This window comes from Mesorhizobium sp. WSM4830, from assembly GCF_055811495.1.
In genome coordinates this window covers 549,461-563,632 of the sequence record NZ_JBVVQI010000001.1, presented here as the reverse complement: position 1 = coordinate 563,632, position 14,172 = coordinate 549,461, and the positions used below count along the sequence as shown (strand labels likewise).

The 14,172-nt window shown below is 60.1% G+C and carries 14 protein-coding genes and 1 pseudogene; 10 read left to right on the top strand and 5 right to left on the bottom strand.

Features of this window, described 5'->3' with window-relative positions:
• The 4 genes and pseudogenes from AC0L2Y_RS02845 to AC0L2Y_RS02830 all read left to right on the top strand — a co-directional run.
• Nucleotides 1–210 (top strand): annotated as a pseudogene (locus tag AC0L2Y_RS02845) (hypothetical protein); the annotation flags it as partial.
• An 822-nt stretch (nucleotides 211–1,032) separates the two neighbouring features.
• Nucleotides 1,033–3,285 carry an amylo-alpha-1,6-glucosidase gene (locus tag AC0L2Y_RS02840; RefSeq protein WP_473553652.1) on the top strand — a complete coding sequence of 751 codons (2,253 nt, stop codon included), beginning with the start codon at nucleotides 1,033–1,035 and terminating at the stop codon, nucleotides 3,283–3,285.
• Nucleotides 3,286–3,845: 560 nt separating this feature from the next.
• Nucleotides 3,846–4,730: a hypothetical protein gene (locus AC0L2Y_RS02835; protein ID WP_473553701.1), complete on the top strand. Its 885-nt coding sequence runs from the start codon at nucleotides 3,846–3,848 to the stop codon at nucleotides 4,728–4,730.
• Nucleotides 4,731–5,218: 488 nt separating this feature from the next.
• On the top strand, nucleotides 5,219–5,524 hold the full coding sequence (locus tag AC0L2Y_RS02830) for a hypothetical protein (protein WP_473553650.1): 306 nt from the start codon (nucleotides 5,219–5,221) through the stop codon (nucleotides 5,522–5,524).
• Nucleotides 5,525–6,268: 744 nt separating this feature from the next.
• Here the strand turns inward: AC0L2Y_RS02830 and AC0L2Y_RS02825 are convergent.
• From AC0L2Y_RS02825 to AC0L2Y_RS02815, 3 genes are all read right to left on the bottom strand, one after another.
• The gene (locus tag AC0L2Y_RS02825) at nucleotides 6,269–6,445 is read right to left on the bottom strand and encodes a hypothetical protein (RefSeq protein WP_473553648.1); all 177 of its coding nucleotides are present in this window, start codon (nucleotides 6,443–6,445) and stop codon (nucleotides 6,269–6,271) included.
• Between the two features lie 388 nt (nucleotides 6,446–6,833).
• Nucleotides 6,834–7,289, bottom strand: coding sequence for a CopG family transcriptional regulator (locus AC0L2Y_RS02820; protein WP_473553647.1), 456 nt, complete (start codon nucleotides 7,287–7,289; stop codon nucleotides 6,834–6,836).
• Nucleotides 7,273–9,270 (bottom strand): conjugal transfer protein TraG, encoded by a 1,998-nt coding sequence (locus AC0L2Y_RS02815; protein ID WP_473553700.1) that lies wholly within the window; start codon nucleotides 9,268–9,270, stop codon nucleotides 7,273–7,275. The genes AC0L2Y_RS02820 and AC0L2Y_RS02815 overlap by 17 nt, the downstream gene beginning before the upstream one ends.
• 417 nt (nucleotides 9,271–9,687) lie before the next feature.
• On the opposite strand from AC0L2Y_RS02815, the gene AC0L2Y_RS02810 reads away from it, so the two are divergent.
• On the top strand, nucleotides 9,688–9,972 hold the full coding sequence (locus AC0L2Y_RS02810; protein WP_473553645.1) for a hypothetical protein: 285 nt from the start codon (nucleotides 9,688–9,690) through the stop codon (nucleotides 9,970–9,972).
• Nucleotides 9,973–10,040: 68 nt separating this feature from the next.
• Here the strand turns inward: AC0L2Y_RS02810 and ligD are convergent, their stop codons facing one another.
• Entirely contained in the window at nucleotides 10,041–11,795 is a 1,755-nt protein-coding gene (gene ligD / locus AC0L2Y_RS02805; RefSeq protein WP_473553643.1) for a DNA ligase D, read from the bottom strand.
• Nucleotides 11,796–11,981: 186 nt separating this feature from the next.
• Between ligD and AC0L2Y_RS02800 the strand changes: the two genes are divergently transcribed.
• Both AC0L2Y_RS02800 and AC0L2Y_RS02795 read left to right on the top strand, forming a co-directional pair.
• A complete protein-coding gene (locus tag AC0L2Y_RS02800; RefSeq protein ID WP_473553641.1) occupies nucleotides 11,982–12,257 on the top strand; it encodes a hypothetical protein in 276 nt (91 codons plus the stop codon).
• Nucleotides 12,258–12,565: 308 nt separating this feature from the next.
• Entirely contained in the window at nucleotides 12,566–12,751 is a 186-nt protein-coding gene (locus AC0L2Y_RS02795) for a hypothetical protein (RefSeq protein WP_473553639.1), read from the top strand.
• A gap of 148 nt (nucleotides 12,752–12,899) precedes the next feature.
• Here AC0L2Y_RS02795 and AC0L2Y_RS02790 read toward each other — a convergent pair whose 3' ends face one another.
• On the bottom strand, nucleotides 12,900–13,226 hold the full coding sequence (locus AC0L2Y_RS02790; RefSeq protein ID WP_473553637.1) for a hypothetical protein: 327 nt from the start codon (nucleotides 13,224–13,226) through the stop codon (nucleotides 12,900–12,902).
• A gap of 16 nt (nucleotides 13,227–13,242) precedes the next feature.
• On the opposite strand from AC0L2Y_RS02790, the gene AC0L2Y_RS02785 reads away from it, so the two are divergent.
• The 3 genes from AC0L2Y_RS02785 (at nucleotide 13,243) to AC0L2Y_RS02775 (ending at nucleotide 14,166) form a co-directional block, all read left to right on the top strand.
• Nucleotides 13,243–13,500 carry a hypothetical protein gene (locus AC0L2Y_RS02785; protein ID WP_473553635.1) on the top strand — a complete coding sequence of 86 codons (258 nt, stop codon included), beginning with the start codon at nucleotides 13,243–13,245 and terminating at the stop codon, nucleotides 13,498–13,500.
• A 219-nt stretch (nucleotides 13,501–13,719) separates the two neighbouring features.
• Nucleotides 13,720–13,908: a DUF3606 domain-containing protein gene (locus AC0L2Y_RS02780; RefSeq protein ID WP_473553633.1), complete on the top strand. Its 189-nt coding sequence runs from the start codon at nucleotides 13,720–13,722 to the stop codon at nucleotides 13,906–13,908.
• Between the two features lie 24 nt (nucleotides 13,909–13,932).
• On the top strand, nucleotides 13,933–14,166 hold the full coding sequence (locus AC0L2Y_RS02775) for a DUF6894 family protein (RefSeq protein ID WP_292665332.1): 234 nt from the start codon (nucleotides 13,933–13,935) through the stop codon (nucleotides 14,164–14,166).
• Nucleotides 14,167–14,172 lie beyond the last annotated feature (6 nt).

Below are 14,172 nucleotides of genomic sequence, written 5' to 3'. Positions count from 1 at the left end.
CGCGCACGAGTGCGGCAGACGTTCGAGAAGCGGTTCACGGTCGAGCGCATGTGCAGCGATTATGTGGCACTCTACCGAGCAATCATGAACACCGGAACAGCCACACTTGGGTTCGATCGCGATGAGAGCATGCGCGGTCGAGCGCGCTCCGCGCCGTTGGGGCTGCCTGCGCAGGCCCCGAATCTTCATCGCATGCCACCTGGTCCCTGAAGTGCCGCAGTATTCGAACCGTCTGGTGCAGACGGTGCTGCCAATGTGGTGTCCATCATTGTGGGTCGCGCGACTTCACGCCTTTGGGTCTAGCTCGGTGGGGGATATCGGACTGGCCTGGTTTTCAGAACCGCAGCGGTCGTTTGCACCGTGGAGGATGCAACCAGCGTGGGGCCGTCGCCCCGGCGGCGGTCGACGTTCTGGAACCCCTCTCTGCTCACCCCACGGGAGCGCGCGGCTTTGGGCTGACCCTCATCTTATGTGGGCAAAATGGGTTGCGCACCCAGCCGTTCTCCTTGTTGACAGCCGCCGAGAATACACCAGTTTGAGCGGAAGACACTTCGAAGGTTGGCGCCCGCAAGCACCTGAAGCCGGCGACTATTTTGATGAAAGACGGTGGAAGACAACTCCGGATGGACGCGTGCCGTCGCAACGACCAGATTGCAGCGTCGCCGGGCCTCGCCAGGAAGCATCCATCTTTCTCCGGCCCGCGCGCTGGCGGATGGCAGACCACCGGCTCGATCCTGGTGGCGAACAGCAGACGTGCGCAACGGCCGTGGGCTCACAGGTTCGCCCAGCTGCTCGGGATGGATGAGGTGAGGCTCGCCGCGCGTGCTTCTGGTTCGGCTGGAGGATGTGCTCGCCAGGACGGGCTTGACAGTTCTGCTGGAGGGGGCGGGTTTGTCCGCCTCTGTTCGCGGCTATGTGCTCGAAGCCGGTCAGATTGTTCGAGCTCATCGATGACCGGCTGGTGGATCACCTACCTCGGATGTAATTTTGTGACGATCTGGGGCCAGGCGTTCAAGGCAGACGTCAGGTCTCGTGGCCGAAGATCGCGGCGGCGGCCGACACCGGCCGTTCAATCTGTTCCCGTGGATGGTGATCGATCGGGTGACGGTTGAACAAATGACACTAGAGATCACAGTCGGACCGCCGCGTCTGGCGATCAACCAGGGACGCAGCTTCCTTGTCACCGAACCGGATGGCCAGATCGCCTGGCCCACGTATAACGGGTTGTATGCGTCTGACACACGCCTGATATCCAGCTGGCAGATCTATGCCAATGGGCAACCATGGGACCTCCTCAGTTCCGGAAACATCGCCTACTTCGCCGCCAAGATCTATGTGGTCAATCAGGCGTTCGCGACCGAAACGAACCATGTGCCAGCAGGCAGCCTGGGGCTGGTAATCGGCCGCGCCTTGGATGGTGGGCTGCATGAGGATTTTGAACTCGTAAACCACGGGCAAAAGCCAGTGCGGTTCAATTTGGAAGTTGCCATGCGCAGCGACTTTGCCGATCTTTTCGAAGTCAAGGCCGACGCAATCATCCGCCGCGGACGTATTACCACGGAATGGTCGTCCAGAGCGGCGAGCCTTCGTACCTCCTACGTAAATCGGGACTTCAAGCGAGACGTCATTGTCAAGGTCCGCCGGACGGCCACAAAGCCCGTCTATGCCAATGGCCGGATCAGCTTCGACATCGTGCTCGAACCGGGCGCGACATGGCATGCTTGTCTTCTCTACGACTTTGGCAATGGCGAGACAATCTATCGGGCACCGCGAGCCTGCATTGACAAATGCCTCGAGTCGAACGCTGCAAAACGCCTCGCGGGATGGCAAGGCAGCGCATTGAAGTTCAACTGTTCCAATGACGAATTTCATCGCTTCTACCATCAGGCGGTCGAGGACATGGCCGCGCTGCGGCTGCCGATCGAAGGCACGGACGAACTAGAATACGTGCCGGCCGCCGGACTACCCTGGTTCATAAGCCTGTTCGGGCGCGACAGCCTGATAGTCTCGCTTCAGAATGCCCTGGTCTACCCAGATTTTTCGCGCGGCGCCTTGGACGTTTTAGGGCGATTTCAGGCCACCGAACGAGACGACTACCGGGATGCGGAACCGGGCAAGATAATGCATGAGCTTCGCACTGGCGAACTCGCCCATTTCAATTTGATCCCCCATACGCCCTATTACGGCACGGCCGATGCCACGCCTTTGTATCTGATCGTGCTCCACAACACTTGGCGCTGCACCGGTGACGCCAGCCTGCTCAAGCGGCACATGGCAACCGCCGAGAAGTGCCTGGATTGGATTGACCGGTATGGGGACCGTGACGGCGACGGTTTCCAGGAATACGAAACCCGCTCGGCTGCGGGGTACGAGAACCAGAGCTGGAAAGACGCCGGTGACGCCTTGGTTTATCCCGACGGCACCCTGGTGAAGGGACCCAAGGCGCTTTGCGAATTGCAAGGCTATGTCTATGACGCTTGGCAGCGCATGGCTGAAATCTTCGATGCCACAGGCGATGGCAGTCGTGCCGGGCAGCTTCGCCTCAAAGCCAAGAGCTTGTTCGATCGATTCAACCAGGTCTTCTGGGACGAGGCATCCGGCTTCTACGCGTTCGCGTTGGATGGCGACAAGAAGCCGGTGCTGAGCGTCGCTTCCAACCCCGGTCACTGCCTTTGGTCGGGAATAGTCCCACCCGAACGAGCCGCCAGGGTGGTGCATAGGCTGATGAAGCCAGATATGTGGAGCGGTTGGGGGATCAGGACGCTTTCGGCCGATCACCCAGCCTACAATCCACATTCCTATCAACGCGGCTCCGTATGGCCGCATGACAACGGTCTGATTGCGCTCGGCTTCCGGCGCTATGGCTTTTTCGCGGAAGCCTGTCGCCTATCTCGCGACGTGAGCACCGCCGCAATCTACTTCATGCAACATCGAATGCCAGAGCTGTTCGCCGGATTGCCGCGGACGCCTACTACTTTCCCCGTGCAGTATAAGGGAGCGAACGTTCCGCAGGCATGGGCGGCCGGATCCTGCTTTTCGCTTCTGCAGGCAATCATCGGCTTTCAGCCCGATGCTCCAAATGGCAAGCTGTACATTGATCCCAGGCTACCCGACTGGATCGAGGAACTCACCTTGAACGACATGCGCCTCGGCAAAAATCGCCTCGAACTCCATTTCTGGCGCGTCGGCGCCGAGACCCGTTGGCAAGTGCGCGGCGGCGATCCTTCACTGGTGGAAGCGCGAAGTTGTGCCACCGGGCCGAACTTGCGCTCGGCCTGCATATGAGGGTTCGCTCGCTGTCGCCTCTCCGGGAGCGGATGCCTTCATGCCCGTGAGCCGCCGTAACCAATTCGTATGCAGTCGTAGGGCGAACCGTTTACGTCGAGGTTCCGATGGTGGTCACCCTCAAGCCGATCCGCTCGATTGCTCCCGTGGATTGTCGTTACAAAGCTCGCTTGCCCCGCCTCGAAGTGCTTCAGCTGTCGTCCTTGTAAGACTTGGCGGCTTCATCGATCTTGCGCCAATCGTTTCCGTGGCGCCGCACAAGCTCTCGCGCCTGGGCTGGCGATATACTTTGCGTTTCGACGATGTGGTTTACTTCCGTCTCCTCGCCTTTCAGGGGGCGCGAACGAGGGCTCGTTGGCCGTCTGGCCGTTGGTTTTTTTGCATCTCGTCTGGGCATGAATGGACCTCTGCTGGTGCAGTATAAACGGTCCAGCGCGGCGAAGGTTTCGCCGCGCTGGCGCGTCGAGCGGCTTCACCGATCGCCTCATGCGTTCTGGCGTTCTTGGACCCAAATGAGCTGCACCGCGTTGTTTTCGAGCAGTGCTGTGCTTCGCAATCTGATGGAAAACTCCGACGCCCCTGCTGCACCGCAGCCAGCTCCTGGTGCCGAAGCGCGCTTTCCGTACGATCGCGCGACGGTTGAGCGGTTTCGACAGACATTCCCGCGCGCCAGGTGGAGCGACGAGCGCAGAAGCTGGTTCGTCCCCGGAAAGACTGCAGCGCGGCGCATCCAGCGCTGGCTTGCGCAAGAGGCGAATTTACGAGTAGCACATGATGACAGCAAAGGACGGGACGCCTTCGCCTTCGATCCCCTGTCGAGCCGGTATCTGGAAGTGGCGGAGGACCTGCGCATCCGCACGCCATATTCGCGGACGGTCCTTGAGGAACTACGAGCCGTTCCATGGGCGAGCTGGGACGACGAACTGCGGGCCTGGAGGGTGCCCTTCCGCTCCTACGAGGAGTTGAGGCGCCATTGGCCAAGCATCGAAAGGGCCGCAGGCCGCGCAGAACCGGAGGAGAGAAAACGGCGACGGGAAGCGTCCAAAGACTCCGAGGAACATAAAGCCGCCAGATTGCGGTATGCCGAACGCAGGCGACGTCGCTATCCACTGCCCCCTGACGATTTACCCCGGCTTGCCCGTCCCGTGGCAACGGAGCAATACGGCATCGTGGTCTTCACCGAGATTTCGGGTGAACTCGTCGACGCCTCGGAGTTAGCAGCGTTCTATCCGCATTTGATCGAGGCGAACGTCGACCATGTCTGGGGCAGATGGCGTCCGGCGACGTTGGCTGAATTGACTAGGACATGGCCCGCTCGGCGCACTGCCGGGTTAACGGAGCGGCAGCGAGGCTGGTGGCAACCAACGCTGCCCGAGCTCAGGATCGCTCGCCAAAACGCTCGTAGCCTGGCGCGAAGAAGGGCAAGGCTTGTGTCATCGTTCTAGCAGCGTCGATGATCTGGCTCCGATAATCCGCGTGGCAGGTAAGCCATCGACCGGCTTCTATGACGTTTGGAATACGACCGGCCGGGCCTAACGGTGGGCCGGTGATCAACTTCCGCTCCGGGGAGCCGTCGGTTTGGGTACAGCATACGATTCCTGCTTCCCGCGTGGCGTTCCTCGAATTTACCGGAACCACGTACCTGCAGGCGAAGGATCAATGCCGCTCCACGCTCCGCGTTTATAGCCATGGCCGGCCGAGAGCGAGTCCGCCGCCCCGCTAACACATGACTGGGCGGGCGCGCCAAGGTCATCCTGAATATCAAAGGGTTTCTGCAGACTTTTGACGCACAAGGCCGAGCCGAGGCCAACCGGGAGTGCATACCAGCTTGGAATTGTGCGGAACCGTACGAAGTCGATTGCAAGCAACCAACCTGGTTGGCCGGGCATTAATTTAGCAAAGCGTGAATTAGGAAAGCATCGGGAGGAAGACCATGCTGCACGTTAACATGCCTCGCGAATTTGAGGTCGGCGATGAGGTGGCGCTGGCAGGTATCGTCATCGCGATTCTTCCTAGCGGGCGCGCCAGGGTGAGCATTCCTTCGTATGACCATCCTTATGCGATTGATCCGCCACCGAAAGTTCGGGCCGGCGACAGAGTGGTTCTTGTTGGGGACGTCACCCGCGTCGATCGCGGGGCGAACAAGCTCACTGTGCGGATTGACTGCGGCGGGGTGATCACTGTCGACAAGTCGGCGATTACTCGGCTGAGAAAGCACCACCGGACTTCAGCGGGTTGACGCTCCGGATGCACGGCCGGTGTCGGCGCAGGGAAGATGCAAGGGCCTTTGAACAGAACAACGGTGCGGCGCTGTCCAGCCGGACCTGGAGCGGTCGAACGGAGAAATGGGAGCTCGATGACTAGGGCACGCGTCCAGCGCAGCGCGCCCCCTGGCGTCTTCCCGGTTACTGGTGAAGCAAGTCAAGTCGGGCCATCGCAAGCGCGCTTCACCTGCAGTCCGCCCTCGGCAACAGGCGGCTCGCCCGTCCAAGACGCGTAGCATGTGCCTTCGCGTGAAGGCACGCGGGCACCGCGATCGATCGTAACCTTTCTCTGCAACGAGCGACTGTTCCCCGATGAGCAGTTTCAATCGCGATAGGCTCCGGTTAGTACGCATTATGGAGATCACATGCTCGTTCCGGCCCCCGGTGCCGGCAAAGGTCTGCTTCGGAGCGTCGCGAGGGAGTTGGGCGACATACTGCGGTAGAATAAGCGTCCCCCTGGGTTAACGACCCCGTCAGTGACGGCCACGCCGCTCGGTCACGGCCAGGGCCGCATCGAAAACGCCGCAACGGCAATCAGGTCGTCGCTGAAAACCCGCAAAGTAGCTGTCACCACATAGCGTGCCGGCGAGGCTCCGCCCTGGCGACGGGATTCGTTGTAGGCCGACCGGACTGCAACGCCGGCGAGATGAGCGAGAACTTACCTCGGTGTTGGTCTCGAACAGGGTCGACGTTCGTCGACGAACGTCGGTGACTGCCGACTACGAGTCGAGGTCGTAGGGCTCGTGGCCCAGCTCGTTGTGATGAAGCGCCTCTGCCATACACCTGATATCGAACGCTTGGCCGCACGCCGGGCAGACGACGAAATACTCCTCCTCCCGAAGTGGCGACGCGTCGTGGTGTTGAGGAATGACGATCTCATTGTATTCGTCGGGCATTGGGTCCTCCGGCAACCCGCCCGCTATGCTGGAACGCTTGCCGGCAGGATTTGTTTCAAAGTTATTGCGCCTAAGGAAAGGCCCGATGTCCGGTTTCGACAGCGATGCCGTGCCACCAGGCAGTCCAAAATGATTACCATCTGCAACTTTTGCTTACGGCACGGGCAAGAACCTGTTCCTCCGGCGGCAAGGCTCGAATTCAACCCAGCATGCGCGGTCGAAAGAACTCCAAGCGGCAACGCACCTGTTGGCCGAGATCGACTGTGGAGACGGATGCCGAGCTCGCCGCTCCGATGAAAAGGTGATTCTGATGGGTATCAGCTGCGCAAAGTAGCTCCGCAATCGGGCACCGGGGTTGGGCTGTTGAAGCGCCGATCTTGCCGCCAGCTCATCCAGCTGATGGCGGCGCTGGCGGGACATCGTCGGCTATCTCCTGCCTGAGCCTTGGTCCTTTGCTGAGCCGGCGACCGAGCGCATCGACGAAATTGTCGTAGCGCTGCAAACCCTTGGCGCGCGCCTCGGCTTGTGCCGATTCCGGCAAGGCTGGAGTCGAGTTGAGCCAAAACCGAACGAACAGTGCCAGCGTCTCAATAGCAATTCCGACGTCGCGCTCGACCCGCTGCACGCGTCGATCGATGTGGTCGAGGCGGCGAGTTATCGCCGCTTGCTTTCGCTCTTCGGCGTCCGGCGACAGGAACGACGCGAGCGCAGCCTCGGCGACCAGTGACAGCGAGACCTCGCGCCGCCCCGCGTAATCTGCCAGTGCCCTCATTACGTCAGGGTCGAGATAGGCAGACAGACGTCTTTTCTTGGCGTTCTTCATGCGCTCAAAGCTCAATGCCATCATTGGGGTCAAGGGCGGCCTGGCGTGCAGCGCGCCTCATAGCCTGATCGACACTGCGACGACGCAGGGCCTCATCGTCGGGCTCGTCACGATCAAGGTCGAACTCATCGTCGCAGCGTGGCGTTCGCTCCGGCGCGATGTCTTCGTGTTCGGGAAGCTCGGGCTGACGGCGAATGCCGCCATTGGCCGGATCCTCGTCCTGCTCGCCCGTGGCCGCGCTCAATTTCGGAGATTTGCTTTCCGGCTCAGCAAGGAGTGTCGTTTCGGTCCAGTCGTCAGAGCGAGCGTTTTGCATGGTCCCAGCGCTCCTTGGTGGCGGCAAGACGCGCTCGGCAAGACGCGGGTCGGCAAAGTAGCGTGCTTTCTTTGCACGGATTGGGAACTGGCCCGAGATCATGATGATCGCATCGGTCGGCGGCAGCTGCATGATCTCGCCTGGCGTCATCAGTGCACGCGCCGTTTCCTGCCGCGACACCATCAGATGCCCGAGCCAGGGCGACAATCTGTGCCCCGCATAGTTTTTCATGGCGCGCAACTCGGTCGCGGTCCCCAGAGAGTCTGAGACGCGCTTGGCTGTCCTCTCGTCATTGGTGGCGAAGCTCACCCGCACATGACAATTATCGAGGATGGAATTGTTCGGCCCGTAGGCCTTTTCGATCTGATTGAGCGATTGTGCGATCAGGAACGACTTGATGCCATAGCCGGCCATGAAGGCGAGCGCGCTTTCGAAGAAATCAAGCCTGCCGAGCGCCGGGAGCTCGTCCAGCATCATCAAAAGACGCTGTCGGTGGTCCTTCGCGTGGAGATCCTCCGTCAGTCGCCGTCCGATCTGATTAAGCACTAGTCGGATCAGCGGCTTTGTGCGACTGATGTCCGACGGCGGCACGACCAGATAGAGCGTCGTCGGCCGTGTCCCCTCGACGAGGTCTGCGATCCGCCAATCACAGCGTGACGTCACCTTGGCCACAACCGGATCCCGGTAGAGGCCCAGAAAACTCATGGCCGTCGAGAGCACGCCCGAGCGCTCGTTCTCGGACTTGTTAAGCAGCTCCCGTGCAGCCGACGCCACGACGGGATGCGGGCCTGCATCGCCCAAATGCCGCGTCAGCATCATGGCGCGCAGCGTTGTCTCGATTGGCCGCTCTGGATCGGAAAGGAAATTTGCCACGCCAGCGAGGGTCTTGTCTTTCTCCGCATAGAGCACGTGCAGTATGGCGCCTACCAGCAGCGCATGGCTGGTCTTCTCCCAGTGGTTGCGTCGTTCCAATGTGCCTTCTGGGTCGACCAGGACATCCGCCACGTTCTGCACATCTCGAACTTCCCACTCACCCCGTCGCACTTCCAGCAAAGGGTTGTAGGCTGCGGATCCAGCATTGGTCGGATCAAACAGAAGCACCTGGCCGAAACGGGCCCGCCATCCGGCCGTCAATTCCCAGTTTTCACCTTTGATGTCGTGGACGATTGCCGAACCCGGCCAGGTCAGCAGTGACGGCAGAACCAAGCCAACGCCCTTGCCGCTTCGGGTCGGTGCGAAACACAGCACGTGTTCCGGACCGTCATGGCGCAGATAGTGTCGGTCGAACGTGCCGAGCACCACCCCATCCTGACCCATCAGGCCGGCGGCCCTGATTTCGTCTCGCGTCGCCCAGCGCGCCGAGCCATAGGTCGTGGTGTCCTTTGCCTCGCGCGCCCGCCACAGCGACATCCCGATCGCAGCGGCGATCGCCATGAGGCTGCCGCTCGCGGCAATCGCTGCGCCCTCGAAGAAGATTCTCGGCGCATACGCGTCGTAGAAGAACCACCACCAGAAAAAAGCTGGCGGCGGATAAATGGGCTGTCCAGCCAGTTCGAACCAAGGTGGACCGAGTTGGGTTTGAAAGCCGAGCCGCCATGCTGTCCACTGTGTCGCCCCCCATGTCATCACGACGACAATCAAAACGGCGGTGAGGACCTGACCCCATAAGACCTTGCTTGCCGGCATCCGTCGGTTCCCCAAAATGGATGATTGCAAACAACCGAAAAGCTCGAATTCCCAAATCCGCAAGGCAAAAGTAGCAGCCAAAGCAGCAGGGCGTACCCGGAGGTGCAAAGACTTGCCCAATGCGGTCTCGAATTTTCCGGAAGGGCCTGGAAACTGTCGAGATTTGTCCGCTATGGGCTAGTTTCAGACATCTGTTGAAGGAGCATGCGACCACCTTGCTCCGGAGTCCGGCATCGTCTTTGCTCCGTGGGCGGCGGCGCAGACGATTAGTTCGTCCAGATCGAACATTGGACTGTTTGGCCCGTACCTGCGTGCCGAACCTTCTTCGAAAACACGCGATGAAGGCCGATTGCACATGCCCGAACCTCATTCGACGCAACATAGTCGGGAGGTCCAACGTACCAGCGCCAAATCGAGGTGGCGGCGGCACGCTTCCAGGTGAATTTCGATAAATTGACCGGGCCGTTGTGGCTGTATCGGCAGTCGATGGTCGCGGGCATTAAGCCCTTCTTCTCCATCGCTTTGGTGACCCTGGAGGCACTGCGCTGGGTGAGCCAGCCGGCCTTTTCGCTGCTCGAAGCCGCAGTGCATGCTGCCAGGGATATGCTCAAGGTCAAAAGCCCGACGACCAATGCGTTTCCTGCGGCTGATCGCCGACTGCCTTCCGGATTCTGCTTCATACCCGTCCTCAGAGCGAAGTAATCAGGCTAAAGAGGAGGGAGACGCGAAACAAGAGAGTGTGGCCTTTTCTTAGTCTAGATGCGGTGTCGTCAGGCAAAAGGACTTTGTAGTGTGAACGCATCGGGCAGTATTCCCTTTTCAAGCTGATTCCAGCTAACCGGAGCCGCTATCGGAAAGCCGGGGCGGGCCCGTGGCGAATAGGCCCCTACCGCCGTGTTGCCGCGCCCGTTGCGGAGATAATCCAGAAAAATGCGCTTTGAGCGGGCGGCTGGCGCAGCCGACAAAAGGTAGCGATCGGGATGCTTGCTGACCAACTGTTGCGCCAGCTTGCGAGCATACTGCCGAGCGGCGTCGTGGGTGACCGCAGCCTGCAGTGGCGCCATCACATGCACGCCTTTGCCGCCGGTCACCTTGGGCCAGCTATCGAGTCCTTCCGAACGCAGCACGTCTCGAAGCGTTAGAGCGGTCTCGAGGACCAACTCCCATTCGACCCCTTGGCCAGGATCAAGATCTATGACAACGCGGTCAGCATGCTCGATGTCGTCAACAGTTGCGTTCCAAGGGTGCAGTTCCACTGTGCCTATTTCGACCAAGCCAAGCAGGCCATCCAGATCATCGATCCAGAGTCTCACACCTTCGCCTCCCTCGCGCTTCTGGATGCGGAGTTGGTGCACGGCTTCCGGAATTTCGGGCAATTTGCCCTTGTGATAGAACGTTGTGCCGTGCGAGTGGCGAACAAGCTTGAGTGGGCGCCGGCCGAGATGGACAAGCGCCTTCTTCGCCACCTTCTTCCAATAGCCGATCAGATCCTCTTTCGAGGGCACGACCGCATCGGGCAGCAGTTGCAGAATGTTCTCGCGCGGGACGCCGAAAGGTTCATTGGGCGGCCGCGTCTTGCGGATCAATGGCGCGCCGGCCGGCGGGCTCACATCGTCGCGCAGCCCTTTGAACACCGCTTCGCGCAGCAGCCCATCATCGGTGATGCCGCTATACTGGATTTCGGCCTCGACTGCCGGCCGCACCCAAGTGGCCTTTGGCTTGTCTATTGGTTCGGCGAGTGGAGATTTACTGATGATCAGTGGGTCCAGCCGTTCGCGCACTTCGCGTGCGTCGGTGAGGCTGTAGCCACTCTGCGCCTTGCCTGCGTAGTGGATGCGATTGCCCTTGCGACGGCCGAGATAGAGCGAGGCAATCCTGCGTGGCCGCGCACCCAACTTCTCGACGAAGGCGACGATCGGAAAATTGTCGCTCTTGACGCATTTGAGCTTGAGCCAGCTCTCCTGCCGGCCGGAGCGATAAGGGGAATCGGCACGCTTGGAGACAATACCCTCAAGGCCCATTTCGCACGCGTGCGCGAACACAGTTGGGCTGTCGCCTTCCACATGATCGACATAGACGAGCGCCGGGGGCGCGTCTTTCAATAGACGTTGCAATGCCCCCTTGCGCTCGAGCAGCGGAGCCTCACGCAGATCTTTGCCGTTGAGGTGGAGGAGGTCGAAGGCGTGGAAGACCAGCGTCATCGACTCGGCCTTTCCAAGTTCCCGGCGTAGCGCCTGGAAATCCGGACGCCCCGTGGCGCCGAACACTGTCGCTTCGCCATCGATGATTGCCAGCTTCGCTTTTAGCTCAGCCGCAGCGCGGACGATCGGGAGGTATCTGTCGGTCCAGTCGTAGCCGTTTCGTGTGAAGGCCTGCACCCGCCCCAAATGAATGATCAGCTGTGTGCGGTAGCCATCATACTTGATTTCGTGAATCCATCCGCTTCCCTTAGGTGGCTTATCGACCAGCGTGGGCATTTGAAATTCAATGAACGACAGCCGGCCAACGCCAAGCTCGGTAAGCATGCACCCGTCACTCCAAACACTGCGAATTTGATTCAATATCGCTGGTTCGAATCGGTTCCGAAACAAAGCGCAGGTCGGGCGCAGTTCGCACCCTCTCCATAATTGGCGATCTCTTGACGACCGCCAAAGCCGCCCCAGACTCATGGACATGGCTTGGAAAATTGAGGACATCAATGTCGGCGACGAGTGGCAATTGCCGTCACGGTCCTGAAGCTGCTCGACGACGGCAGAGCTAGCGTCAGCATCCCCTCCTACGGATTTCCGCATTCGATCCCAGCACCGAAGAAGGTCAAACCGGGTGACGAGTTACAGCTAACAGGCGAAGTGGCGCGCGTGGACGAGGTGGATCGGACAGTGACCTTGAAAGCGGGGGCGCTGATCACCGTCGATGCGGACACCATCACGGCCTGGACGCCCAATTCGCGCAGAAAGATGGCTGTGCTCCGAGGCGAGGCGGATTGAAACCAACAACGAGGCCGCTACAAAGGCAAGGATCTTGATCGGCCGATCAATCCATCGGTCGCTTCGCCGACCTGACCGTCCAGCAAGCCCGAAAAGATCGACCAGAATTGGCTGGCCTCATTCAGGCGATAGTCCACTGCATCTTGGAAGCGCGATGGACCCGCGGGAGCTGATGGCGACCGACACATGACACAGAAGGAAATGCCAAGAGTCGAGGCACGAATGCCCTGGCTTGCCCGACGATGCCGTGCGACAGGCATGAGGGAACGACACGGTCCGCCATGAGTTAGTAAATCATGAGGAACGCGATGGAACTCCAGGGACGCGCGATGGCCGATGCCAGGGAGCGCATCAATCGGACCGAGCTCGCGCTCGAACGCACAGAAGAAATGTTGACCCAGAATATCGTGCTGTCCAACAGGATACGTACGCAACGGCGTCTGGTGGAGGCCGCAGTCCGCTTGGTGAAGAACGATTCACCAGCAATAAAGTAGCGAGTGACTGAGCCTTGCTATCGCGCGCGATGATGCGCGCCAGCCGGCCACGAAAAACGCGATTACTCTGACGGCTGAGTTTGACCCACCAGGCCGAGGCCCTAGCCAAAGCCATCATCGAAACGGTCGACCGGCTGCCCCGATAGGGCTACTTCTCATCGTCGAATCTCTGCAAGGAAGCGCTGCGTATATATTTATGCTCGCCGCGGAGGCACTTGACGCGCTGCTTGACCTCTCCCGGCTTGACCCACTGCGTCGCTGGTCGCTTCTTGACGCCCTCCGGAGGAGGCCCGGCATGTTCTTGGACCCGCTTCCACAGCCGTTCCTTCACATCGAGCCCCAGACTGATGAAGAACCGACATACTTCCCGGCGCCTGGCTCCGCCAGCAAGGCGAATGCGGCCTTGCCGGGCTCCCTCGGCGCGCGTGGAAACGATCCCCTCGAGCCCCGCCTGGTCGGCGAGATAGAAGATCACCTTGGGATCTCCGGGGATGGCTTCGCTGAACTGGATCCTGCTGTTTGGCTTGATGATGCCGAACAGGATTTATGCGGCGCGCCTTGCAGCCGACGTCGCGCAGATCGTGGCCGTCGAGATGCATGATGTTAAAGGCGCCGAGGGATCATGGCGCGGCTTCGATGGGGCCGGTATATTTGCTCGTCCAGTTCGCACCGCTCCCCGTGAGGCGCGAATGTCGTCGAGGCTGTTTATGACGATCTGCGTTCGAAAGCCGTCGGGTTTGATCTCGTGAATCCAGTGCTCACCCTCCCGCGGCTTTGAGACCAGCTTGGGCACCCTCGGCGGAATGAACTCGAGGCGGCCGCCGCCGGCACTTACAACTTTACGCACCCAGTCAATACTAGGTACAAAGCTATGTTAGCCACAGTGAACGGAACGTGATTCCAGGGGTGTGGCAACGAAAGCTGCTTCCCGGCGTTGCTGTTGATCCGAATCCGAGAGGAGGACCAGAATGGCTGACGACAGGGGCAAGCGGGATTTCCGAGACCGCAACCGCGTATCGGTGGACGAAGAATATGAGGTAGAATACTTCGCCGGGCAAAACGGCCTGACGCCCGACCAGGTTCGGCAGTTGATCAAGACCTACGGCAACGATCGCGCCCGCCTTACAGAAGCAGCAAAATCGCTTCGTCTTAGTTGATCCTCGAACAGATGCACCAACGCAATGCCGCGATATTTCTTCGACTTCGCGGATGCCAATGACGTATATCCGGACGATCAAGGCACCGATCTTCCAGACGTGGAAGCTGCCAAGGTCGAGGCTGCAAAGGCCTTGGCGGCGATCGTGAAAGACAAGGCAGACGGTTCTGATCGCAGCTTTGCGATGATCGTTCGCACCGAGACGGGCGAGGTTTTGCTACACGCTAGGATCAAATTCGAAATTGAGATGGCGCACTAGAGGTGA

Bases quoted from the DNA above. Each gene is read 5' to 3' on its own strand.
- AC0L2Y_RS02835 (WP_473553701.1), top strand. From the start codon at position 3,846: ATGGAAAACTCCGACGCCCCTGCTGCACCGCAGCCAGCTCCTGGTGCC.
- AC0L2Y_RS02830 (WP_473553650.1), top strand. From the start codon at position 5,219: ATGCTGCACGTTAACATGCCTCGCGAATTTGAGGTCGGCGATGAGGTG.
- AC0L2Y_RS02825 (WP_473553648.1), bottom strand. From the start codon at position 6,445: ATGCCCGACGAATACAATGAGATCGTCATTCCTCAACACCACGACGCG.
- AC0L2Y_RS02820 (WP_473553647.1), bottom strand. From the start codon at position 7,289: ATGGCATTGAGCTTTGAGCGCATGAAGAACGCCAAGAAAAGACGTCTG.
- AC0L2Y_RS02815 (WP_473553700.1), bottom strand. From the start codon at position 9,270: ATGCCGGCAAGCAAGGTCTTATGGGGTCAGGTCCTCACCGCCGTTTTG.
- ligD (WP_473553643.1), bottom strand. From the start codon at position 11,795: ATGCTTACCGAGCTTGGCGTTGGCCGGCTGTCGTTCATTGAATTTCAA.
- AC0L2Y_RS02795 (WP_473553639.1), top strand. From the start codon at position 12,566: ATGGAACTCCAGGGACGCGCGATGGCCGATGCCAGGGAGCGCATCAAT.
- AC0L2Y_RS02785 (WP_473553635.1), top strand. From the start codon at position 13,243: ATGGCTTCGCTGAACTGGATCCTGCTGTTTGGCTTGATGATGCCGAAC.
- AC0L2Y_RS02780 (WP_473553633.1), top strand. From the start codon at position 13,720: ATGGCTGACGACAGGGGCAAGCGGGATTTCCGAGACCGCAACCGCGTA.
- AC0L2Y_RS02775 (WP_292665332.1), top strand. From the start codon at position 13,933: ATGCCGCGATATTTCTTCGACTTCGCGGATGCCAATGACGTATATCCG.